The following is a 23,185-nucleotide window of genomic DNA, read 5'->3' on the forward strand; positions in this document are numbered from 1 at the left end:
ACATCTTTACTGTATAATGTTAAATGGATAGATACAAACATGATAGATGTCTATGTGAACCAACAAAAAGTGGGGACTCTAAGCAAGGAAGGTCGGGAGTATGTTTTTACCTATCACACTACCGCCCCTGCCCTGTTCGTATCCCTGACTATGCCTGTTCGGGAACGCAGTTATGTTTTTTCCCATGACCAACTGCACCCAATATTTAATCAATATATACCGGAAGGATACCTCCTGGAACTGTTCAGGAACCTTCTCTCAAAGCAACTCGGCGAAATTGATGAGTTAAAATTACTTGCAGTACTGGCACCAGGTATTACAGGACGCTTAACCTTTGTGCCCCATGACTCGGCAATACAACAACTTGTAACTACATCATCAAAATATCCGAAGACATCTATATCAGTAGATACAATTCTTCATAGTCCGGAAGACGTCTTTGAAGAACTCATCCAGCACTTTCTCTTTCGTTCTGCCATTGGAGGAGTACAACCAAAGGTGCTTGCCACCTTGCAAGAAAGGGTAAGTCTTCCCTATCAGGATTACATCATAAAAACCAGCGGGGACCACTATCCTTTCCTAACGGTTAATGAATACTTCTGTTTACGAGCGGCCCAGAGCGCCGGATGTCAGGTGCCGGAAGTATACCTGAGTGACAACCAAAAACTCCTTGTAATTAAGCGGTTTACGGCTAACCACAATCCAGCCCCAGGATTTGAAGAAGTGGCAGTCCTTCTTGGAAAAACAAACCGGCAGAAATACGAAGGAAGCTATGAACAGGTAGCCCGGGCTTTTCAAGTTTTTACTGCACCTCAACATCGCATCGAATCCCTTGAACAGCTGTTTCGGATGATGGTCCTTATGGTACTGCTTCGAAATGGTGATGCACACCTGAAAAACTTTGGTCTCCTGTATACCACAGGAATAGATGATGCCCACATCTCGCCGGTCTACGACCTGGTCACCACTACCTGTTATCTCCCTCGCGATATCCCGGCCCTCACCTTGAATGGTAATAAACGATGGTGGACTAAAAAACAGCTCTGCGCCTTTGGAGAACGGTTCTGCCTGCTTCCTCCCTATCGAACAAACGAAATCTGGGAGCAATGTATATATGCCATTGAGCACACAAAAAAGGAACTTCAGGAGTATACGCGGGAGCACCCTATCTTTCGGGATATGGGCGAGCGGATACTTCATCAATGGCAGTCTGCAGTTTCCTGATTCTTAACCGATTCCAAGGAGTTTCGTATGAAGATTGATGAACTGGGACCAGCCCTGGCACAGCGCCGTAAAGCCTTGGGACTTACCCAGGAAGCCCTCTGCAGGGAACTAGCCATAAGCCGGGTTACCCTTTCGGCCTTTGAAAACGGCAGAAACCTTTCCCTGAGCCTTCGCCAGTTAGGCCGTATTCTGCAACGGCTCGATTTGGAACTGGACCTGCAACCTCGGCAGAGTCTTCCCACCCTGGACGAAATCCTTGCGGGGAAGCTGTCATAAATCTACAATTAATAGCATCATAAGGAGTCCTGCTGTGTCCCACCAAGACCTTCCACCCCTCATTCCTTCTCCCCTGCCTCGACTAAGTCGGCCCTATGTGGTCCTCAGTTGGGCCCAGAGTGCGGATGGGCAGATTGCCACAAGAACCGGCGACTCCAAGTACCTTTCATCCCCCGAATCCCTGCAGGTTCAGCAAATACTCAGGCGGGACTGCGATGCGGTTCTGGTCGGCATCGGGACGGTCCTGGCCGATGACCCGCGGCTCCTCTGCAGACTATCCCCGGAAGCAAATCCCCGGAACAGACAGCCCCTGCGGGTCATCCTGGATGCCCGCTTTCAGACACCCCCCGAAGCCTCTCTGTGCAAAACAACTCGGGAAGGACCGGTCCTCATTATCGGAGCCGAAACCCAGCCCAGTAACAACGCAGAAAACGAAGCACAACGGAAGGATGAAGAAACGCGGATTCAAAAACTTCTTGCTCTGGGACTGGAAGTCATACGGGTGCCCATTGAAAAGGATTCCGTACCGAGCCGGCTGAAACTGGACCTTAGGACAGTGCTTGATAGACTGTATCAACGGGGCATTCAAAGCCTTTTTGTAGAAGGCGGCTCGGCGGTCCTCACATCCTTTCTCAGGGCAAACCTCGCAGACCGGGTTATCCTGGATATCAGCCCCCGCTTCATCGGCCAGGGCATTCCCGCAGTCCGGGATTTAGGGGTCCTTACCCTTCCTGAAGCGCGGCGATTTAAGACCATATCTGTGGAACATTGGGGCGAAAATGTCGTCTGGGTCATGGATGCCCTTTCATAGCACTACATATATTTAATTTTACTAAAGTTTCTGTAAAATATATTCAAAATATTAAGAATTCCTCTTGTTTTAATGATTATATTTTTAATAATATATAACCAACAGGAGGTCCTATGCCAGCATTACGGTCCCAAACAAGTACCCAGGGCAGAAAGATGGCCGGAGCCCGAGCCCTCTGGCGGGCCAACGGGATGAAGGTTCATCAATTTGGAAAACCCATTATTGCCATAGCCAACAGCTTTACCCAGTTTGTCCCCGGACATGTACATCTGCATCACATCGGACAGGAAATAAAAGCAATCATCGAAAGCCGGGGCTTTTTCGCCGCCGAGTTCAATACCATCGCCATCGACGACGGTATCGCCATGGGCCACGAAGGCATGCTCTACAGCCTGCCATCCCGGGACCTTATTGCGGACAGCGTGGAATACATGGTCAACGCCCAGCGGGCAGACGCCCTCATCTGCATCTCCAACTGCGACAAAATCACCCCCGGCATGTTAATGGCCGCCATGCGCCTGAATATTCCCACCGTCTTTGTTTCCGGAGGGCCCATGGAAGCGGGTAAGGTTGATGAACGGTCCCTGGATTTGGTGGATGCCATGGTTATGGGGGCTGACGATTCAGTTTCCGACGCCCAGCTTGCACGGGTGGAAGAATCGGCCTGCCCCACCTGCGGAAGCTGTTCGGGGATGTTTACCGCCAACTCGATGAACTGTCTGAACGAAGCCCTCGGCCTTGCCCTGGTCGGCAACGGGACCGCCCTGGCGACCCATGCAATTCGGAAAAACCTCTTTACCGCCGCGGCCCACCGAATTTGTGATATAGCCGAAGAATACTATAGCACCGGTAACGAAGGGCTCTTACCCCGGGGCATTGCCACCAGGGCGGCCTTTATGAATGCCATGGCCCTGGATATTGCCATGGGCGGGAGCACCAATACGGTTCTGCACCTGTTAGCCATCGCCCGGGAGGCCCAGGTCGATTTTACCCTTAAGGATATCGATGCCCTTTCCCGCCGGGTTCCCTGCATCTGCAAGGTGGCGCCCAGTTCTACCTACCATATCGAAGATGTGCACCGGGCCGGGGGCATCATGGGCATCCTGAACGAATTAGACCAGGCAAACCTGCTTGACACCAGTACCGCCCGGGTCGACTACCCCACCCTGGCCGAAGCCTTGAGTCGCTTCAAACTAAGGCCAAGCCCAGAACCTGGAGTTGCCGGTACCGACGACAGGCCCCGGGGAGACCCCCGGCTGGGCCAGCCAGAGGACTTTTACCGGGCTGCCCCCGGCGGGAAACCGAACCTCATTCTCGGAAGCCAAAACAGCCGTTACAAGGACCTGGACCTGGACCGGAGGAACGGCTGTATCCGTGATATTGCCCACGCCTATTATCCCGATGGAGGCCTCGCAGTCCTGTACGGAAACATCGCCCGGAAGGGAGCCATTGTAAAGACCGCCGGGGTCGATGAAAGTCTCTTCCGTTTCAGCGGTCCTGCTATCGTGTTCGAGAGCCAGGAAGCGGCGGTGGAGGGCATCCTAAGTGGCCAGGTACAACCGGGGATGGTGGTGGTCATCCGCTACGAAGGCCCCAAGGGAGGCCCGGGCATGCAGGAAATGCTGTACCCTACGAGCTACCTAAAAAGCCGGGGCCTCGGCAAGGCCTGTGCCCTCATCACCGACGGCCGTTTTTCCGGCGGCACGAGCGGCCTTTCCATCGGACACATCAGCCCCGAGGCCGCCGCGGGGGGAGAACTGGCCCTGGTGCAAAACGGGGACATCATCGCCATAGATATCCGGGAACGGTCCATCAACCTGATGGTATCCGATACTGAACTGGAACAACGCAGACAAAAGGAACTGGAGCGGGGAAAACAGGCCTGGACACCGGCCAAGCGGAACCGCAGGGTCAGCCAAGCCCTCAGGATCTATGCCCACTTCGTCCAAAGTGCCGATCTGGGAGCCACCCGGCTCTTGCCGGAAGATGTGTAAGAATTTGTAAGGAGTACATTGATGGGAAAAACATTGCTCGACAAGGTCTGGGAAACCCATAAGGTTGCCACCCTGCCTTCGGGAGAAGATCAGCTATTTATAGGACTGCACCTCATTCATGAAGTTACCTCCCCCCAAGCCTTCGCCATGATCCGGGAGCGGGGTTTTAGAGTAAAGCATCCTGAACGAACCGTCGCCACCGTAGACCATATCGTCCCCACGGACGACACGAGCCGCCCCCTGAAGGATGACCTGGCGGAAGAAATGCTCAAAGCCCTGGAAGAAAACACCTCCGCCCAGGGGATCCGTTTCTTTTCCTGGGGGAGCGGTAACCAGGGTATTGTCCATGTGATCGGCCCGGAACTGGGACTCACCCAGCCGGGGATGACCATTGTGTGCGGCGATTCCCATACATCCACCCATGGAGCCTTTGGGGCCGTTGCCTTTGGGATTGGCACGAGTCAGATCCGGGACGTTCTGGCGACCCAGACATTGGCGGTCTCGAAACCGAAGGTCAGGCGCATCAATTTTGTAGGCAAACCGGGGCCGGGGGTCTATGCAAAGGACTATATTCTGGCCCTCATTGCCAGGCTCGGCGTAAAGGGCGGCATCGGCTATGCCTATGAATACGGCGGCCCTGCGGTAGAAGCCCTTTCCATGGAGGGCCGACTCACCCTCTGCAACATGAGCATCGAAGGGGGAGCCCGCTGTGGCTATATCAACCCGGATGCTGTTACCGTGGAGTACCTGCGGGGCCGGCCCTATGCGCCAGAGGGACCAGCCTTTGAAGCGGCCCGGGACTACTGGCTTTCCATGGCTTCGGACCGCGATGCGATCTATGACGACGAAGTCACCATCGATGTCTCGACCCTGGCACCTATGGTAACCTGGGGTATCACACCGGGCCAGGGGATTCCCATTTCTGAAAAGCTTCCGCACCCCGAAGACCTGGGGGAGGATGCGGAACTGGCCCGGAGCGCCTATGCCCACATGGGGCTGGAACCGGGGAAACATGTCCTGGGGACACCGATACAGGTAGCCTTTATCGGAAGCTGTACCAACGGCAGACTGAGCGACCTCCGGGAAGCTGCGGCAATTCTGCGTGGAAGACATGTCGCTCCGGGGGTGCGGGCCCTGGTAGTTCCCGGTTCTGAACAGGTGCGGGCCGCCGCGGAGGCGGAGGGGCTGGACCAGGTTTTTACCGAAGCAGGGTTCGAGTGGCGCCAGGCGGGCTGTTCCATGTGCCTGGCCATGAACCCGGACCGTCTTAAGGGGAATGAGCTTTGTGCCTCATCATCGAACCGGAACTTTATCGGCCGTCAGGGCTCCGCCCGGGGACGGACCATGTTGATGAGCCCCGCCATGGTTGCGGCCGCCGCAATCCGGGGAGCTATTGCGGATGTACGGGAGTTTTTAGCATGATTGATACTCGGATTTTTTTTATAACAAGCCGGGCTGTCCCAGTGCGGGGGGATGACATCGATACGGACCGGATCATTCCGGCCCGGTTCCTTCGCTGTGTTACCTTTGACGGCCTGGGAGAACAGGCCTTTCGGGATGAGCGGTTCGATGAACAGGGCAAGGAAAAGCCCCACCCCTTTAACGATGTACGCTACCGGGGTGCGGAAATTCTCGTGGTGAACCGGAATTTCGGTTGCGGCTCTTCCCGGGAACATGCCCCCCAGGCCTTAGCCCGCTGGGGCATCCGGGCCCTCCTCGGCATTTCCTTTGCGGACATCTTTGCGGGGAACTGCGCCGCCATCGGCCTGCCGGTTGTAACCGCCCCGGATGAACCGGTACGGAAGCTTCAGGGCCTTCTCGAAGCAGACCCCACCCTACAGGTAACCCTGGACCTGGAAGCCCTGCGCTGCCAGGTACAGCAGACACCGGCCAGAATAGGCTCAAACCATCAATCTGAACTGGTATTGGAATTCCCCCTTACCATGAACGAGTCCCATCGGCAGAAATTCCTCGCCGGGACCTGGGACACCATGGCAACCCTGCTCCAGCAGGAAGCAGCCATCGGGGCTGTCGCGGCGCGGCTCCCCTATATGAAAGGATTTTCCTATGAACAGTACCACCACTAAACCAGCCGCCGCTGGTGCCACTATGACCGGAGCTCAGGCTATTATCGCATCCTGCGAACAGCATGGGCTCACCCATATATTCGGCTATCCGGGGGGCGCCAACATCCCCCTCTTCGACGCCCTCCTGGATTCATCTATTAAACTGGTTCTGAGCCGCCACGAACAGGGGGCGGTGCACATGGCCGACGGGTACGCCCGCGCCAGCGGCAAGGTCGGCGTAGCCCTGGTCACGAGCGGCCCCGGGGCAACCAACGCCATCACAGGGCTCCTGACAGCCCACATGGATTCGGTGCCCCTCATTGTCATCTGCGGCCAGACCATTACGGCAAACCTGGGCCGGGATGCCTTTCAGGAAGCGGATGTGTCCGGTATCAGTTACCCCGTGGTTAAACACTCCTACCTCGTAAAGGATCCAGCCCAACTGCCCCGGATTATGAAGGAAGCCTTTTACATTGCCGCTACCGGCCGGCCCGGCCCGGTCCTTATCGATGTGCCCAAGGATGTGTCCTCCGCGGTCTGCCATGCGGATTTTACGGTAGCTATGGACCTGCCGGGCTACCAGGTGGTGCAGGGTTTTGATGAGTCCCAGATTGAGTGCACTGCTGCAGCCCTTTCCAGGGCCCGGCGGCCGGTGCTGCTGTTAGGTCATGGGGCGATCATTTCGGGAGCTCACAACGAAATCCGGCACCTGGCAGAAAAACTTCGTATACCGGTGGTTTCTACCCTGCTTGGGAAGGGTGCGTTTCCCGAAACCCACGAACTATCCCTGGGGATGCTGGGGATGCACGGCACCGCCTATGCCAATTTTGCCGTTAGGGACTGCGACCTCATCCTGTCCGTCGGTTCCCGCTTTGATGACCGCATCACCGGAAACCCCAACAGCTTCTGTAAAAATGCTGTGAAAATCCATATCGATATCGATCCCGCGGAGGCAAACCGGCAAATACCGGTGGACTGTTTTATCAACGCCGATGCGAAGGAAGCGGTGTCGGCCCTCATGGCCCTCGCTGTGCCCGGTGATACGGCAGAATGGGTGGCCCAGGTACAGAAATGGAAAGCCGATTTTCCCCTCACCTATAACAAGGATGAACTTTCTGCCCAATTCGTCATCGACACCCTGTATAAGCTAAGTGGCGGCAGGGCAATCGTCACCACCGATGTGGGTCAACACCAGATGTGGGCTGCCCAGTACTATCTATGCGATGATGGCCGTTCCTGGATTAGTTCTGGCGGCGCAGGAACCATGGGCTTTGGTTTTCCCGCGGCTATCGGCGCCCAGCTTGCCCGGCCGGAAGCAACCGTGCTGGCCATCGTGGGGGATGGGGGCTTTCAGATGACCGAGGCAGAACTTTCTACCGCCATGATTCAGAAAACCCCGGTAAAGGTTATCATTATCGATAACAAATACCTGGGTATGGTCCGGCAATGGCAGGACATCTTTTTTAATAACCGCCTGTCGGGGGTAGCCATGGAATACAACCCGGACTTTGTAAAATTAGCCGAGGCTTACGGAATGAAGGGCTTCAGGATCAGCCAGGTTGATGAAGTGGCGCCGGTCCTGAGGGCCGCCCTGGATTATGATGGCCCCTGTATTGTCCATGCGGAGGTAAGGCGGGAAGACAACGTATTTCCCATGATACCCGCCGGGGCCGATTACAATGCCATGCTTTTGGAACGGCCTAACGGTCCCGTAGAAAAGCCAAAGGGGAGTACCTGAATGAATCAGCACAATGAACAGCACAGCATCAGCCTGCTCGTGTCTAACAAGCCGGGAGTTCTCATCCGCATAGCCCTGGTTTTTTCCCGCCGGGGCTACAACCTGGACAGTGTGGTGGTGTCCCCCACCCACAACAGCGCCTATTCCCGGATGAACCTGGTGGCCCGGGGAAGCAAAGAAAGCCTGAATCAGATCATCAAACAGTTGGCCAAACTGGTGGATGTGATCCATGTGGCGGACCACACCGGGGAAGACATTATCGAAGGGGAGCTATTGTTTATTAAAGTCCGCTGCAGTAAGGAACAGCGGACCGAGCTTTTGCAAATTGCGGACCATTTCCGTGCAAAAAGCGTGGACCTCACCGAAGAATCCATCACCTTTGAAGCCACCGGAAAAACCGCCAAAATGAACGCCTTCCAGGCCATGCTGGAACAATACGGCATTCTGGAAAGCGTTCGGAGTGGCAAATTGATTATGGCCCGGGGAAATCAGGCGACCTAATGGGGGGCCCTTACTCGTCTTCCAGGGCAGAGCCCCAGGTTTCATGGGGCAAGAGGAAGGCCGACAGGGCCCCGAGCCCATAGGCCACACCGAACACCAGGAGAGCCGTGACCAGATTCTGGCCGCTTAAGAGGGCCCCGACAAAGGGGGCAATCACCCCAGCAATGCGGGTCATGCCACTGGCACTGCCGATTCCGGTGGTGCGGATAATAGTGGGATAGGCTTCCGGCGTATAGGCATAGAGGGCGCCCCAGGCTCCCAGGGCAAAGAAAGAAAGAATTATAGCGGCCCCCACAATACCGGCAGGGCTGACAGCCAGGGAAAACGCCAGGGCTCCCAGGCCGCTCCCGGCAAGGTATAAGCCCAGGGGAAGACGGCGGCCAATTTTTTCTACTAAATAAGCCGCTGAAAAGTAACCCGGCAATTGGGCCAGGGCCATAAAAAAGGAATAGGGATACACCGCTGGAAGGGCAAAGCCCTTGGCCCTCAGCCAGGAGGGAATCCAGGTAAATATTCCATAGTACCCTATCGAAATAAAAAACCAGATGGACCAGAGCAAGAGAGTTGTCCGCCGGAGGTCCCGGGAAAACAGGTCCTTAACCGAGGACTTTTGCGGTTCCTGGGCCAGCTGTTCTGCCAGAGCCACCGCAGATTCATCAAGCTCCTTTCCGTTAATTCTTGCCACATTCCGCAAGACCTGAATGGCCTCATCCTGCTGGCCTGAAACCGCCAGATACCGGGGCGATTCGGGAACATAGGAACGGACCGCGAAGAGTAGCACCCCGGGAATGGCGGATACAACAAAGAGGGCCCGCCAGCCTAAACGGGGCACCACAAGCCAGGCGAGGCCCGCCGCTGCCAGGGTTCCAAAGGCCCAGAAGGATTCAAGCAGTACCAGCCGTTTGCCCCGATCTTTGGCGGGGAGGAATTCCGCAAAGACCGCATAGTCTACCGGCAGGGTTCCGCCGACACCAAAGCCGGTAAGCATTCGCAGAACAAGAAATACCGCAAAATTGGGGGAAAAGGCTGAGAGAAGGCCAAACAGGGAATCGATGCCGATGGTGGCCATAAAGCCAAGTTTGCGGCCAATCAGGTCCGAAAGACGTCCCCAAATGAGGGCACCAGCGAGCATGCCGACGAAGAGGGCCGTCGCGAGGAGCCCCTTCTGGGCCGCCGACAAAGACCATTCCGCAGCCATGGCAGGCAGGGCAAAGGAAACAAGCATTACTTCCATGGCGTCGGCGGCCCAGCCAAGGCCGCAGACCCAGAGGAGCCGTCGCTGGAACCGGCCATAACCGACCTGTTCCACCAGGGGATCGAGAGAAAGGTGACGCATATCCTACCTCTGTAAAAGAACATATCGCCCCAGTGCAATCGCATTGAGCATACCAGTGGCCTCGTTGCGGTCGCGCCGGGCAGGGCAGGCACGGCGTCGCAGGGGTTTTATATCAGATTTCTGCGGTTTCTATCAAGAGGAACAAGAAAAAAGTAGTCAGTCCGCTTCGTAAATCACCTGTCCTACCCTATCGATATGGGCTTTTAGGGCTTGGTTTTCAAGGTGGTCGTAGTCTACTACATCGATCATATAGGGCATGGGACCTTCGTCTTCCAGCATGGAATGAAGTTTAGCAATCGTATTAAAGGTAATGGTATCACCGGAAACGGCAATATCGATATCCGAACCGGGCTTATAATTTCCCTTTGCCCGGGATCCAAAAATGCAGGCCCGCTTTATTTCAGGAAATAAGCGCAAGGTTTGCTTTATATAGGAAAGATCCGAATCCCGTAATCCAAAGCTCATGCAAGATTTCCTAATTGCTTTAAGGTACTGTGCAGATCAACAAGCATGTGGTAGTAATAGTTTCGTATTAAATCATTAGCTTCCTGAGCCCGGGCTTCATCGTACGTATGGGCCATAAGGTTCCGCTTTTCTAAAGCATCGATCCAAAGGTGGCCATCAGATATTAAACCTGATTGAAATGCTGTTTGAATAGCTGAACGGGGACTATTAACAATAAAACCTTCCAATTCAAGATAGTCCTTCATGGTTTTCCAGGCAAGTTCAAAGGTGTATTCAAAACATTGAATAAGGCCCTGCTGTTCTAATTTGCTTAAATCCTCTTTTTCAATAAATTCTCTGAGCTGGGATAGAGCCTTTGTGTAATTTGAAAATCGTTGTTTCCATCGAATATCCTGATCCATAGTTCCTCCCAAATTGATGTACCCTACGCGCACAGTTCATCGGCAATGAGTTCCGCCTGCTTGAGGACTGTTTCGGTTGCCAGGGCTTCCATATCGAGCGGATAGCCGTAGCGCTTAAGGGTGCGCTTTACCGCAACCTTGAGTTTTGACCTGACGCTTTCCTTAATTGTCCAATCGATAGATGCATTTTGCCGTACCTGCTCATAGAGTGCGACCGCCAATTCTCTAAGCTTGTCCTTACCCATGAGCTCCCGGGCGCTTTCGTTATTTGCTACCGCGGAATAAAAGGCATATTCAAATTCAGAAAGCCCCATTGCCTCGGGCTCCTCGTCCATCTTCTTAATATCCTTTGCAAGATCGATGAGTTCTTCTATGAGCTGTGCTGCGGTAAGCACCTGGTTCTGATACCGTTTAATGGCATTTTCAAGAAGTTCTAAAAGGCTCTTACTCTGCACCAGGTTTGTTCTCGTTCTGGCCTTAATTTCATCATTCAAGATTTTTTTAAGAACCTCCATGGCGATATTTTTATGTTTCATATTTTTAACTTCTAACAGAAACTCCTCTGAAAGGATGCTGATATCAGGCTTTTTTATACCAGCGGCATCAAAGACATCGATTACTTCACCCGTAACCAGGGCCTTATCAATGACCTGCCGGATAGCGGTTTCGATTTCTTCATTGGTTTTGCCTCCGCTGGTGCCTGCAAATTTTACGAGCCGGGATTTTACCGCCTGGAAAAAGGCAACTTCATCTTTTATCGCCAGGGCCTGTTCGTCTGGAATAGCTATGGCAAAGGCCTTAGAGAGGGCTGTCACTTCATCAATATAACGCTTTCTTCCGTTTTCAAGGCCTAATATAAACTCTTCGGCTTCCAGAATTATCGAAAGTTTTGCGGCGGTATCGGCGGTACAATAGTGCTTATAGGCAAAACCATGAAGCAGGTCCGTAACTATTTCGTATTTTTCCAGCATGAGCCGCACCGCTTCTTCCTGGAGCAATGCGGGGTCCCCCTTGCCGCCGTTGTCGGCATAAAATGAGAGGGCTTCCTTTAAATCGGCGGCGATACCGAGGTAGTCCACAATGAGGCCGCCGGGCTTGTCTTTATAAACCCGATTGACCCGGGCGATGGCCTGCATCAACGTGTGGCCCTTCATCGGTTTATCGATATACATGGTATGCAAACAGGGAACATCAAAACCGGTGAGCCACATATCCCGAACAATCACGAGCTTAAGCTCATCCTGGGGGTCCTTCATCCGCTCCGCAAGCAGGCGGCGGTCTTCCTTGCTGGTATAATGCTTGGCGATTTCAGGCCCGTCGGAGGAGGCCGAAGTCATCACCACTTTAATCGCACCCTTTTTAAGGTCATCACTATGCCAGGCAGGGCGGATGTGGATAATCTCATCGTACAGGGCCGCGGCAATTCTTCTGGACATGGTAACAATGAGCCCCTTGCCTTCGAACACTTCCTGCCGGGCTTCAAAGTGGGTCACAATATCATTGGCGATTTGCTTAAGCCGCTCCTGACTGCCCACGAGCGCTTCGAGCTGGGTCCATTTAGCCTTGGCCTTCTGGGCCTCGGGCATCTCATCTTGTAACAGCTCTTCATCAAGCTCCTGCACGAGCTTTTTCCCCTCATCGCTCAGAGCAATTTTTGCAAGGCGGCTTTCGTAAAAGATTCGTACCGTGGTTCCATCGGCAACAGCCTGAGCAATATCATAAATATCGATATAGTTGCCAAACACAGCGGGGGTATTCCGGTCCGTTTTTTCTATCGGCGTGCCGGTAAAACCGATATAGGTCGCATTGGGCAGCGCATCCCTGAGGTATTTGGCAAAGCCATAGGTAATAGCGCCGGTATTCGCATCAACCTTTGCCTGAAAACCATACTGGGTTCGATGGGCCTCATCGACAATCACGATGATGTTGTTCCGGTTAGAGAGCACGTCGTACACATTCCCCTCATCGGGCTGGAACTTTTGTATCGTGGTAAATACGATGCCTCCGGAAGCGACCCGCAGGAGCTGTTTTAAGTGGTCCCGGCTTTCCGCCTGAACCGGCTCCTGCCGCAAAAGCTGTTTGGAAGCGGCAAAGGTAGTAAAAAGCTGGTCATCCAGATCGTTCCGGTCGGTAATCACCACCACCGTGGGATTATCCAGGGTGAGCACCACCTTTCCCGTGTAGAACACCATGGAAAGAGATTTTCCGCTTCCCTGGGTGTGCCAAATAACCCCTGCCTTTTTATCGTGCACCGGCTGTTCCCGAACACTCGGAAGACCATAGGCTTCGGGGTCCTCCTTAAGCGATGCAGGCCATGGGGCGGCAACCGGCAGTTGGGCGGCCTGCTCGTATCCTGCAGCCCTGATGGTGGAGGCCACCGCCCGATTCACCGCATAATATTGATGATAGGCCGCTATTTTCTTTACGGTGCGAATCACAGTAAGCCCTGTCTCCGGATCCTCGTGTTTAGAAGCTTCATAGACGATAAAATGGCGGATTATATCGATGAGTGTCAGGGGGGTCAGCATGCCCTTAATAAGGGTTGTCAGCTGGCTTTCGAGGCTCGATGCTTCTATGCGGCCATCCACCGATTTCCACGCAACAAAACGGTCAAGCCCTGCGGAAAGACTGCCAGATCGGGCTTCGAGCCCATCGGAAATAACGATAATTTCATTGTAAGTAAAAAAACCAGGTATGGCCTGCTTGTAGGTCTGAATCTGGTTATAGGCCGATTGGATGGTGGCATTTTCGTCCGCCGCATTTTTTAGCTCGATGACTACGAGGGGGAGTCCGTTCACAAACAGCACCACATCGGGCCGCTTATTCTGATGGTTTTCTATTACCGCAAACTGGTTCACCACGACAAATTCATTATTTTCAGGATGCTTAAAATCGATGAGCCACACCAGGTCTCCCCGCTCGCTGCCATCTTTATGGTAACTAATCTTAACACCCTCGGTAAGGAGGCGGTGAAAGCTTTGGTTATTAGCAATAAGCTCCTGCGATGGAAACCGCAGAACCTGCCGTATCGCATCATCCAGGGACTGTTGGGGTATGTGAGGGTTAATCTTTTTAACCGCATCCCGGAGCCGATTTACAAGAATCACATCCTCGAAAGAGCTCCGCTCGGGATGTTTCCCTTCCGGCGCACTATCAGGACCGTAGAGGTGATGATACCCCAGGGACTTGAACAACTTGATGGCAAGGTCTTCGATGGCGGATTCGGTAAGGTTATGGTGCGGCATATTAGGAAACTCCGTTCTCAGATTCGCTTGATTGTTGCCAGACATTAACAATAGGTTGCCAATTTATTTCTCTTTGTTGTTTGTTTATCCAAACATCCCAATATATAGTACAATAACTTTGAGATTTTAAAAAAAACTCATGGGCTTCTTTAGATGAAAGTTTCAGTATATTTTTTTTAGTTATTCTCATACCTTCACCCTCACTTCTCCGCTCATTAGTTTGGGCAAGAGAGTATCGCGGAGTTTTTCGAGAGTGCGGATTTGGTAACAGTTTTCAATAACTTTATCGTTAATTGGCTTTGCTGTCATTTCAAAATCCTCAATTAAATCCTGTGGCGGTATAATAATATCCAACGCTTCAAAATCTGATTTTCCAATAGAGCCAAAAACAGTGCCCTCATCATTAAACCTTTTTATCTCTGACATTAACGAACGAATTTTGAAATATGTATAAGTGTAGTAATCTTTATTTGCACTATAACGAAAAGCAGCTACACCACGCCCGATACAACATTTTACTAAAGCCATATTCTGTTCTCCAACCGGAGCTCGAACACTTACTAATGTATCCAGTGGTTCTGCAAAACGTGTTGGTTCAGTGGTATAAACTCTTTCAGATGGAAAGCGAAAGCCAAAATCAGCATTACCTTGAAACATTGGTATCCCTATTTCATCTTCATTAAATGAAGTACCTACAGGAGATTGCCCCATAGTAAAAGCAAATTCATCAGGAATTTTCCCTTCTCTCCACCCCTCTGGCAATCCATCTTTGCAGGGTTCCACAAACCACTGCCTAAACAGCGCCTCGGCCATGGCTTCCAAGGTCTTGTTCTGGCGGTGTAAGAGGTCAATCTTGTCATCGAGGCTGGAAAGTACGGCGGCAATAGCTCGCTGTTCGGGGAGCGGAGGGAGGAGTATTCTGATTTCATTTAAATCCTTAATTGGAAGCTGAGGTTGCGCACTTCCAGAAGTATATGTAAGAAAATCACTTTGAAGTTTTCTGAACAAGTAATAATTAAATCTTGGTAAAAGGTTGTTCTTATCCGGACGAATTATTACCATTCCAGAATTGATTCTAATATTTTCATATTTTACTGAACTATTAAAGAAACCAACATTACCAACTGTACCACGAGTTGTGAGAACTAAATCATCTCTTTGCAGCTTCCCTTTCCTTAATAATTCATCTCTTTCTTTTGAAATGAACTGGCATTCAGAAAAATCAAAACCATCATAGCGTACATTTTTAGTACTTAGAAAAAGACAATATCCAATATCTTTAAATTCATTTTGGGGCGGGTAATTATTTCCACGATCACCATCTATGATTTCCAGCGGAGCATCCCCCAACTTACATTCCCTCCACTCGCTCATACCGTCTCCTCTCCCCATATCAAAACAACCTCATATACTCATCAAAAACAAAAACCCTGTTTCGCTGATAGCCTAAAGAAGCTTTTTCCAAAAGATCATTGATGCCTTCATCTGTCCAAAAAAATGTATGATTTATCTTTTCTGGCAAGAAATACTGGTATTCAAACCCTTTTTTGTAAGTGCCGGCCTTAAAATCCTTTATATCCATTTTGTTCTCCAAAGTAAAAGACAATATATTTTATTTTACTTAAATGTGCTAAAGTAAAATAAGAAAATCTGTAGTTTACTTTCATACCGTCCCCTCCTGTGAACACATGCGGGGTCCGGGGCGGAGCCCCGGAGAGGGGGTAGCGAAAGCCACCGCAGGGAGCGCAGCGACCGAGGAGGCTGGAGCGAGGGGGAGACTTCCCCCTTCATAGTTCATCTTTCTAACGTTAGGTGTCATACTAGCCCCACCTTTTTCAGATTTTCCAGCATTGCTATAGCCTGAATGTCCATACGCAGGGTGTAAATACGTTTTTGTATGTCTGTAATAATAATCGAATTGTCACTCATACGAGCTTAACCTTCTTAAGATTATCCAGTATGGCCTTATTCAATTCGGCTTCCTCTTTGAGCTGTGCCTCGAACTCGGCCTTGAGCTGAGTAAACCGTTCCGCAAAATCAAAATCGTCTTCATCATCGGGAAGTCCTACATACCTGCCCGGGGTAAGGACATAATCAAGCTCTTTAACACGCTCAACGGTAGCGGAATTGCAGAAGCCCTTAACATCTTGATAGTTTCCGTTAACTTTGCGCCATTCGTGGTAGGTTTGGGCAATTTTCTGGATATCTTCTTCCCGCAGTATTCTGGTGCGGCGATTGATGAGCACCCCTTCGTTGCGGGCGTCGATGAACAGAATCTCGTCGGTGCGGTTTCGGTAACCGCCATTGGCTTTGTTGCGGGAGAGGAACCAGAGGCAGGCGGGAATTTGGGTATTTAAAAAGAGTTTTGCCGGAAGATTGACGATACAGTCAACTAGCCTTGCTTCAACTAATGCCTTACGGATTTCACCTTCGCCGGAGCTTTTGGAAGTGAGCGAACCTTTAGCCAGCACAAAACCGGCGACACCCGTGGGATTCAAATGATAGAGAAAGTGCTGTATCCAGGCGTAGTTGGCGTTACTTGCCGGGGGTATGCCGAATTTCCACCGTCCGTCGTTCCGCAGAAGTTCGCCCGCCCAGTCGCTATCATTAAAGGGTGGGTTTGCTATAACAAAGTCGGCCTTAAGGTCTTTATGGGCGTCGTTTAAAAAAGAGCCTTCGTTGTTCCATTTCACCTGGGAACTGTCAATGCCGCGAATGGCCAGGTTCATTTTACAGAGCCGCCAGGTTGTCTGATTGCTTTCCTGGCCGTAAATGGAAATGTCGTTGATGTTCCCTTGGTGGGCCATGACAAATTTTTCCGACTGCACAAACATGCCGCCGGAGCCACAGCAGGGGTCAAAGACCCGGCCTTTATAGGGTTCCAGCATTTCCACAAGGAGTTCCACAACGCTTTTAGGGGTGTAGAATTGGCCGCCCTTTTTGCCTTCTGCCAGGGCAAATTCTCCCAGGAAATACTCAAACACATGGCCCAAAAGGTCAGCACTGCGCTCTTTAGCTTCGCCGAGGGCAATGTTCCCGATGAGGTCGAGTAGTCCGCCCAGACTGGTGGGGTCCAGGTTACCCCGGGCATACACCTTGGGAAGCACTCCCTTAAGGGAGGCATTTTCTTTTTCAAGGGCGTCCATAGCTTCATCAACATACTTGCCGATTTCCGGATCCTTTGCCTTGGACACCAGGTATGACCAGCGGGCTGTTTCGGGGACAAAAAAGACATTTTCTGCTCTGTATTCGTCCCGGTCTTCCGGGTCGGCACCATTAGCGATCTCGGCCTCAAGTTTCGCATGGAGCTCCTCAAAGGAATCTGAAATATATTTTAGAAAGATGAGCCCCAGTACCACATGCTTATACTCAGCGGCGTCAATGTTTTTCCGGAGCTTGTCCGCCGATTTCCAGAGCATGTCCTCTATATTTTCGTTGGAGTTGGAAGGGTTTGGTTTTTTGATATTTTTTCTTGCCATACGATGTTTCCTCTTGGCTCTTACCTGAATCCGTATAAAAAATAAAGTAACCCAAGCCAACCTGATGGTGTATAATGAATTAACATTAAAACAAAATGCACCCAGGAGGTGAAGCTTGGATTACCTCATAAATACTACCACAGAAAAATTAAATAGCATAGGCGGAATGGCGCTGGTAGGAAAAATAGAAACAGCCACCCTAAGGCTTTTAAAATCCGCTGGTCTCACTCCTACTGGACGAATCTGTATGAAAGCCCTGAAACAGTAATCGATCTCATCAGTCACAATTTTTTAAAAGCACCCATAAATAAAAACGGCTCACAACAGATTTAGAAATTCATTCACAGAAATATTGGCTTGTCGTATGATTGCGCGCAAGGTACCAGTATCAAGTTCTTTGTGATCAGGTACCACTAATTGAGCAAAGGGGTCTGACCGTTTAAGCACTATATGACTACCAGTTTGTCGAATTACAGTAAAACCTGCCTTTTGTAAGGCTGTAATTGCTTGTCGGCCTGAAATACGGGGAAGTTTGCTCATACAGCGACAATAAGGGCATCAAACTTTTCTTCCGGTATAGCTAATCCTTGATCATTAAGAGCTTCGGTATAGGCTTGAATGGCTTCTTTTATGTTTTTTAATGCTTCTTCTTTGGTTTTTCCTTGGGAAATGCAACCAGGAAGGCTTGGACATTCAACAACATAATAACCATCTTCGCCAGGATACATGATTACTTGCCGCATCAGGAAACCTCCTAATTAACAAAGTATTTAAACAGAGCAGCCATTATTGTTCAACCCTCTTGAATAATATAACACTTTTTAATGTATATAAACTGCTCAGTACATAAAGCCCCCCAATTCCCTTAACGGCCTTGACAGCGAACTGGCTCTGGCGGAAAGTAGAACCATGACGAGCCTGTACATTAAACCTTTTAACCGGGAGCTGGAGGACCGGATCCGGCGGAACCCCAGTTTGAACATCGACAGCTTCATCATCCCCACACCCTATGCGGTGGATGAACGGCTCGAGAAGGATTACCAGTATTCCTTTGTGTGGGAAGAAGAGCGGGAAATCCTGGGCTTTATCGAAGTCTGGTCTGACCCGGAGAAGAAGCGGCTCCATATTTATAAACAGGTAACGAGCCCCTTTGGGCGAAGCAAGGGCATAGGCTCGGCCTTTTTAGCCCATCTTGCGTCGATTGCCCCCGCGGGGGCCCTGATAGACCTGTATATATGGGAACGGCAGGCAGAAATATTGATGTTTTACAAGCGCCGTGGTTTTGCCGAAAAGGAACGGCTTAATTGGCGGGCCCTTAATTTTGTGCGACTAGAGGGTGAAGCCCGGACCATTCGGGAAACTATCCCCAAAATTGGGATTAGCTCCGGTGCAGCCGATGAATTAGGGAAAATCCGGCACGATGCAAAAAAAGCAATCCGGCTCATCGCCGACATGGCAGGGGCCCTCACCGCCGAAAATTGCTCCCGTATTATAGAGGACATTAACCGGGAGACGACGGCCCTCATCAACACCCTGAACCTCTTCCGCGATTCGGTACAGCGATTCAGAACCATAAACCTCAAGGAATTGATTATCGATCGGGTCATTCCCATGGTGGAACATTCACCGGTACAATGCGAACTGGTTCTGCGATTTTCGCCCAATGTGGGGGAAGCCAGGGCTCACTACCTCGAAGCGGCTCGGGCAATCGTAAACCTGGTGTCCAATGCCCTGGATGCGATTAAGGCGGCGGAACGGCCGGGAGTACTCTCTATTTCTTTGGAAGAAATTACCCCCTGGATACTCCTTACGGTGGAAGACAACGGCATCGGTATTGAACAGAGTAAGCTCCAGCCAGGACAGGACGGGAGGCCCCAGTTTGTCGGCATCACGACCAAGGCAAACATGGGAGAAGGCCAGGGAACACGACAGATATATGCCGCCTTTGGAACCGAAAACATTTCTGTCCACAGTGAAGCGGGAAAGGGCACCCGCTGGGTTATCCGGCTTCCCAAGGCGGAACAGCGGGAAGAAAGCGAACTTCAGGCACTGGAGACCCGGCTTGCGGAATTTAAGGCCCTGAGCGCCGCCGATGCGCCAAAAGTTTCGGCAGACAAGGCAGAAATAGCCGCCTATATATGGAGATGTAAAAAACTGGAAATCCTTATCTGGGATTTAATTTTACAGTTTGCCCGGAAAAATAATGTTCGGGATATCTACCGGTCTTTCCTGTCTTGCCGGTATGCAAGTGTTTCCCTGGCAGGTTTCCGGGATGACCTGGAAAACTATAAAACCGATACGGCAGAACTCAGGCTCTGGCTTCTTGAGGCAGTCCGGATTCTAAAACGAGAAGATACTATTTTGCAGACCCTGAATAAAAACGGCGAATGGCAGGGCATCATGTTTAAGGCCTACGGGCAGGCGGCAGAACGGACGGTGATTTTTACCATAGACCCTGCTACCGGGAATTTTGGGGCCACAGACCGGAAACTCGCTGAACATGCGGACTTTGTTCCCTTCCTCGGGGGGAATCGCGACCGGTGCCTGCGGGGCGAGTTTTTCGGGGATGTGCAAAATCCGGCCAATCCTATCCAGCTTGGGGTGTGGGAACTGGGAAGCCCCGAGGACTGCCGCAAAAAGGCAGGCCTCATCCGCTCCGGGGCGGACCGGCTCATCAATATGGGAATTCCGGAAACTAAAAAACTGCTCTTTTATGAAACCACCTGGCGCAGGGGGAAACTAGACCTGGATACAGGCAGACCCCGGACCCTGGGAGCGGTAGCCCGCATGGCCGACGAAGAGCTTGGGGACCTATTGGTCGCGGTGGATGAGGAATTTTCCGATTATATCAGCACCGATTAATGGTGCAGATTCAGTGATTGCCCTTGGCCTCACCCCGGGCTTTGTAGAGCCGGTCATTGATGGCGGGCCCCAGGTCCCGGTCGGGAACCCGCTCCGCCAGTATGCGGTCTACCGCGAGGGCGTCGAGCTGGTGCAATAAATCAAACAAATTGGCCGCCGCCTCGATAAGCGATCCGGAATGGCTTAAGACCTGACAAAGGGGAGCTTCCATACCGGGATTGGCGCTCTGAAAGGACGCAAGCCACTGGGCCCGGCTTGCATCGCTAAAAAAGAGGCAGGCTGTCCGCTCACCCTGGGCGGGAAACTGCAGGGGTATGCCCCCGGCGGGATACAGGCTCAGGGCCGCCCGAGGTGCATAGTGGCTCGGCAACTGCCCTGGAGCGGTAGGGTGCTTGGTAGTTCTATCAATTTGATGAACCGGTCCGATGAGGGATTCAATTCGTTCCCGGGCCAGGCCGCCGGGTCTCAGAATGGTAACCTCTTCACTGCTTAAATCAAGGACCGTGGACTCTACCCCAACATCAGAACGGCCTCCATCGATGATAAAGTCTACCTTATTTCCCAGCTGTTCCTTCACATGCTCTGCCCGGGTGGGGCTCAGGTAACCGAAGGGGTTCGCGCTGGGGGCCGCTACGGGAAGGCCCGTGCGGCGGATGAGATCCTGCGCCACGGGGTGGGCAGGAAGCCGGACCGCCACGGTAGGCAGGGCACTGGTAGCCAGGTCCGGGACATGGGGTTGTTTCGGAAGAATCAGGGTAAGGGGGCCGGGCCAGAATTGTTCGATGAGTCGGGTTACCAATGTGCGCCGCTCCGCCGACAGTTGGGATAGATCAGCCACTGAAGGAAGCTCCTCCGACCGGGCGATGTGAACAATAAGAGGGTCAAAGGTGGGGCGGCGCTTGGCCTCAAAAACCCGGGCCAGGGCGGTGGTATTGGTTGCATCAGCTCCAAGCCCATAGACGGTTTCTGTCGGAAAGGCGACGAGCTTGCCCTCCTTAAGAGCCCTGGCGGCCCGTTCAATATCCTCTGGGGCGGTACTTAGCAGTTCTGCCATGGTAATTTCTGTTATCCGAGAGTTTTTTGATAAAGTTGTACAGAACCAGAGGTCCCCACTTTGGTAAAGCCCAGCTTCTTAAGGTAGGTCTCATGGGCCGGGACTTCAGCCTGGGCATGGACGACCTTGGCGGTCCGGGCAATGTTTTTCAGGGCCGTTTCCAGGAAGAATTTGGCGTTTTTAAGGTCCCGATATGCGGGAATTGCATAATCCATCAATATGGATAGATCTCCGTTGGCTTCCCGGCGATAGACCACAAGGGATACGGGCACAGTCTGCCGCAGAATAAAACAGGCTTCGAGACTTGCCAGGTAATCATCCTTTCCTTTGAAGGGGAACGAAGGGAAGTATTTTTTAATGTCCGCCTCATAGAACTGTAAAAACCGTTGGGCATATTCATCATGCACCAGGTTTACAAAGAGAATCTCGAAGGTCTCAGGCTTTTTCGCATCCCGGGCCATCACGTATAAATAGTAGGTGTTTACGAGCACGATAAAAGCATTCAGCCCAAAGACAGGCCAGGCGGAAATTAAAAAACCGTAGATGGCAAAAGCGAGGGAGCCGATAAGATTTACAACTCGCAGTCGCTTTATATTTTTCAGGGTTAAGCTGATGGCAACTACGACCGACGCAAAGGTTCCAAACCATTCAATCCAGATATTCATGGGCCGAGTATATCACAACCAATGGCGGCGTTTAAAGAAGGCAACCATGCCCAGGGCAATGAGTACCATGACACCCCAGGTAATTGGGTAGCCCAGGGGATGCTCAAGCTCGGGCATATACTTAAAGTTCATGCCATACACACCGACCACAAAGGTGAGGGGGATGAATATGGTTGATATGATGGTCAGCACCTTCATCACCTCATTCATCCGGTTTGATACCGATGAAAGGTTTACTTCCATAATACTGATAATGAGTTCACGGTAGCTTTCTATAGTTTCCGCGCATTGGAGTATATTATCATAGAGATCCTTCAGAAAAGGCTGCAGTTCCTCAGAAATCAGGTCCGTGTCGAGTCGAGCCAGGGAGGAAATACTTTCCCGCTGGGGCCAGATGATACGCCGCAGGGATAGGACCTGTTGTTTTACATTTTGCAGTTGTTTCAGAAAATGTCGGCCCGTTTCATCTACCGCCTGGTTTTCAAATTCCTCGAGCTTTTGACCGAGTTTATCGAGGGTTTTAAAATATTCATCTACCAGTGAATCGAGCAGGGCGTAAGCCAGATAATCGCTGCCCATTTTACGGATCCGGCCGGCGTTCACCTCAATACGTTTCCGAATTGCATCAAAACAGTCCCCCGGATGTTCCTGAAAGGTGATAACCGTATTATTGGTTAAGATGATGGAAATTTGTTCATACTCAGGACCCTTTTCATTATTCCAGGTAATTGCCTTGGCGATTATAAAAAGATGATCTTCGAATTCTTCTACCTTGGGCCGGTGTTCTGTATTAAGAATATCCTCTATAGAAAGGCTGTTGAGTCCATAGGTTTGAGCTAATTTTGAGATGGACTCCAGGTCATCGAGCCCATTAACATTTATCCAGGTGATGCCCGCATCATTCCGGTAGGACAGCAATTCTTCCACCGTGTCAGCGGTCCGCGTCCATGAGCCAATAGGATCATAACCGATGATGGAAAGGCTCGTCTCAGTTGGTTTTCGATCTCCCACATAGACAAGACTCCCCGGCGGCAACCCCAAATCTGGTCGGTTTACAGTCATAGCAGC

General features: G+C 51.5%; 23 protein-coding genes. 10 read left to right on the plus strand and 13 right to left on the minus strand.

Going from position 1 to position 23,185, the window contains the following annotated elements; translation table 11 throughout:
• The first annotated feature begins 54 nt into the window (after positions 1-54).
• The 8 genes from SPICA_RS13600 (at position 55) to ilvN (ending at position 8,610) form a co-directional block, all read left to right on the plus strand.
• Complete coding sequence (locus SPICA_RS13600; RefSeq protein ID WP_169311889.1) at positions 55-1,224, plus strand: type II toxin-antitoxin system HipA family toxin; 1,170 nt, start codon at positions 55-57, stop codon at positions 1,222-1,224.
• A 27-nt stretch (positions 1,225-1,251) separates the two neighbouring features.
• Entirely contained in the window at positions 1,252-1,500 is a 249-nt protein-coding gene (locus SPICA_RS13605) for a helix-turn-helix domain-containing protein (protein WP_013970060.1), read from the plus strand.
• Between the two features lie 34 nt (positions 1,501-1,534).
• Entirely contained in the window at positions 1,535-2,311 is a 777-nt protein-coding gene (locus SPICA_RS13610; protein WP_013970061.1) for a RibD family protein, read from the plus strand.
• 113 nt (positions 2,312-2,424) lie between these two features.
• Positions 2,425-4,305, plus strand: a complete 1,881-nt coding sequence (gene ilvD / locus SPICA_RS13615) for a dihydroxy-acid dehydratase (RefSeq protein ID WP_013970062.1) — start codon at positions 2,425-2,427, stop codon at positions 4,303-4,305.
• Between the two features lie 21 nt (positions 4,306-4,326).
• A complete protein-coding gene (gene leuC / locus SPICA_RS13620; protein ID WP_013970063.1) occupies positions 4,327-5,727 on the plus strand; it encodes a 3-isopropylmalate dehydratase large subunit in 1,401 nt (466 codons plus the stop codon).
• Positions 5,724-6,392, plus strand: a complete 669-nt coding sequence (leuD, locus tag SPICA_RS13625) for a 3-isopropylmalate dehydratase small subunit (RefSeq protein WP_013970064.1) — start codon at positions 5,724-5,726, stop codon at positions 6,390-6,392. The genes leuC and leuD overlap by 4 nt, the downstream gene beginning before the upstream one ends.
• Positions 6,373-8,109, plus strand: coding sequence for a biosynthetic-type acetolactate synthase large subunit (gene ilvB, locus SPICA_RS13630; RefSeq protein WP_013970065.1), 1,737 nt, complete (start codon positions 6,373-6,375; stop codon positions 8,107-8,109). The genes leuD and ilvB overlap by 20 nt, the downstream gene beginning before the upstream one ends.
• Positions 8,110-8,610: an acetolactate synthase small subunit gene (ilvN, locus tag SPICA_RS13635; RefSeq protein ID WP_013970066.1), complete on the plus strand. Its 501-nt coding sequence runs from the start codon at positions 8,110-8,112 to the stop codon at positions 8,608-8,610.
• Positions 8,611-8,620: 10 nt separating this feature from the next.
• On the opposite strand, the gene SPICA_RS13640 is transcribed toward ilvN, so the two are convergent.
• The 8 genes from SPICA_RS13640 to SPICA_RS13675 form a co-directional block, all read right to left on the minus strand.
• Positions 8,621-9,946, minus strand: a complete 1,326-nt coding sequence (locus SPICA_RS13640) for an MFS transporter (protein WP_013970067.1) — start codon at positions 9,944-9,946, stop codon at positions 8,621-8,623.
• Between the two features lie 156 nt (positions 9,947-10,102).
• Complete coding sequence (locus tag SPICA_RS13645) at positions 10,103-10,411, minus strand: nucleotidyltransferase domain-containing protein (protein WP_013970068.1); 309 nt, start codon at positions 10,409-10,411, stop codon at positions 10,103-10,105.
• Positions 10,408-10,812 (minus strand): nucleotidyltransferase substrate binding protein, encoded by a 405-nt coding sequence (locus tag SPICA_RS13650; RefSeq protein WP_013970069.1) that lies wholly within the window; start codon positions 10,810-10,812, stop codon positions 10,408-10,410. Before SPICA_RS13650 ends, SPICA_RS13645 begins: the two co-directional genes overlap by 4 nt.
• A 23-nt stretch (positions 10,813-10,835) precedes the next feature.
• Positions 10,836-14,057, minus strand: a complete 3,222-nt coding sequence (locus SPICA_RS13655) for a type I restriction endonuclease subunit R (protein ID WP_013970070.1) — start codon at positions 14,055-14,057, stop codon at positions 10,836-10,838.
• A 1-nt stretch (position 14,058) separates the two neighbouring features.
• Complete coding sequence (locus SPICA_RS13660; RefSeq protein WP_013970071.1) at positions 14,059-14,247, minus strand: hypothetical protein; 189 nt, start codon at positions 14,245-14,247, stop codon at positions 14,059-14,061.
• Positions 14,244-15,431, minus strand: coding sequence for a restriction endonuclease subunit S (locus SPICA_RS13665; RefSeq protein ID WP_013970072.1), 1,188 nt, complete (start codon positions 15,429-15,431; stop codon positions 14,244-14,246). Before SPICA_RS13665 ends, SPICA_RS13660 begins: the two co-directional genes overlap by 4 nt.
• Positions 15,432-15,450: 19 nt before the next feature.
• The gene (locus tag SPICA_RS13670) at positions 15,451-15,639 is read right to left on the minus strand and encodes a hypothetical protein (protein WP_013970073.1); all 189 of its coding nucleotides are present in this window, start codon (positions 15,637-15,639) and stop codon (positions 15,451-15,453) included.
• 343 nt (positions 15,640-15,982) lie between these two features.
• The gene (locus SPICA_RS13675) at positions 15,983-17,536 is read right to left on the minus strand and encodes a class I SAM-dependent DNA methyltransferase (protein WP_013970077.1); all 1,554 of its coding nucleotides are present in this window, start codon (positions 17,534-17,536) and stop codon (positions 15,983-15,985) included.
• A gap of 115 nt (positions 17,537-17,651) precedes the next feature.
• Between SPICA_RS13675 and SPICA_RS15535 the strand changes: the two genes are divergently transcribed.
• The gene (locus SPICA_RS15535; protein WP_156789691.1) at positions 17,652-17,804 is read left to right on the plus strand and encodes a hypothetical protein; all 153 of its coding nucleotides are present in this window, start codon (positions 17,652-17,654) and stop codon (positions 17,802-17,804) included.
• A 50-nt stretch (positions 17,805-17,854) separates the two neighbouring features.
• Here the strand turns inward: SPICA_RS15535 and SPICA_RS13680 are convergent, their stop codons facing one another.
• The gene (locus tag SPICA_RS13680; protein WP_013970078.1) at positions 17,855-18,076 is read right to left on the minus strand and encodes a type II toxin-antitoxin system HicA family toxin; all 222 of its coding nucleotides are present in this window, start codon (positions 18,074-18,076) and stop codon (positions 17,855-17,857) included.
• Positions 18,073-18,279 carry a type II toxin-antitoxin system HicB family antitoxin gene (locus SPICA_RS13685; protein WP_013970079.1) on the minus strand — a complete coding sequence of 69 codons (207 nt, stop codon included), beginning with the start codon at positions 18,277-18,279 and terminating at the stop codon, positions 18,073-18,075. The genes SPICA_RS13680 and SPICA_RS13685 overlap by 4 nt, the downstream gene beginning before the upstream one ends.
• Positions 18,280-18,445: 166 nt before the next feature.
• On the opposite strand from SPICA_RS13685, the gene SPICA_RS13690 reads away from it, so the two are divergent.
• Positions 18,446-20,398, plus strand: coding sequence for a GNAT family N-acetyltransferase (locus SPICA_RS13690; RefSeq protein WP_013970080.1), 1,953 nt, complete (start codon positions 18,446-18,448; stop codon positions 20,396-20,398).
• Positions 20,399-20,408: 10 nt separating this feature from the next.
• Here SPICA_RS13690 and SPICA_RS13695 read toward each other — a convergent pair whose 3' ends face one another.
• The 3 genes from SPICA_RS13695 to corA are packed head-to-tail and all read right to left on the minus strand — an operon-like array spanning position 20,409 to position 23,179.
• Entirely contained in the window at positions 20,409-21,452 is a 1,044-nt protein-coding gene (locus SPICA_RS13695) for an L-threonylcarbamoyladenylate synthase (protein ID WP_013970081.1), read from the minus strand.
• A gap of 11 nt (positions 21,453-21,463) precedes the next feature.
• Positions 21,464-22,117, minus strand: coding sequence for a YgjV family protein (locus tag SPICA_RS13700; protein WP_013970082.1), 654 nt, complete (start codon positions 22,115-22,117; stop codon positions 21,464-21,466).
• Positions 22,118-22,129: 12 nt separating this feature from the next.
• Positions 22,130-23,179: a magnesium/cobalt transporter CorA gene (gene corA / locus SPICA_RS13705; protein WP_013970083.1), complete on the minus strand. Its 1,050-nt coding sequence runs from the start codon at positions 23,177-23,179 to the stop codon at positions 22,130-22,132.
• Positions 23,180-23,185 lie beyond the last annotated feature (6 nt).

This window comes from Gracilinema caldarium DSM 7334 (assembly GCF_000219725.1).
In the GTDB taxonomy this organism is placed as follows: Bacteria; Spirochaetota; Spirochaetia; order Treponematales; family Breznakiellaceae; genus Gracilinema; species Gracilinema caldarium.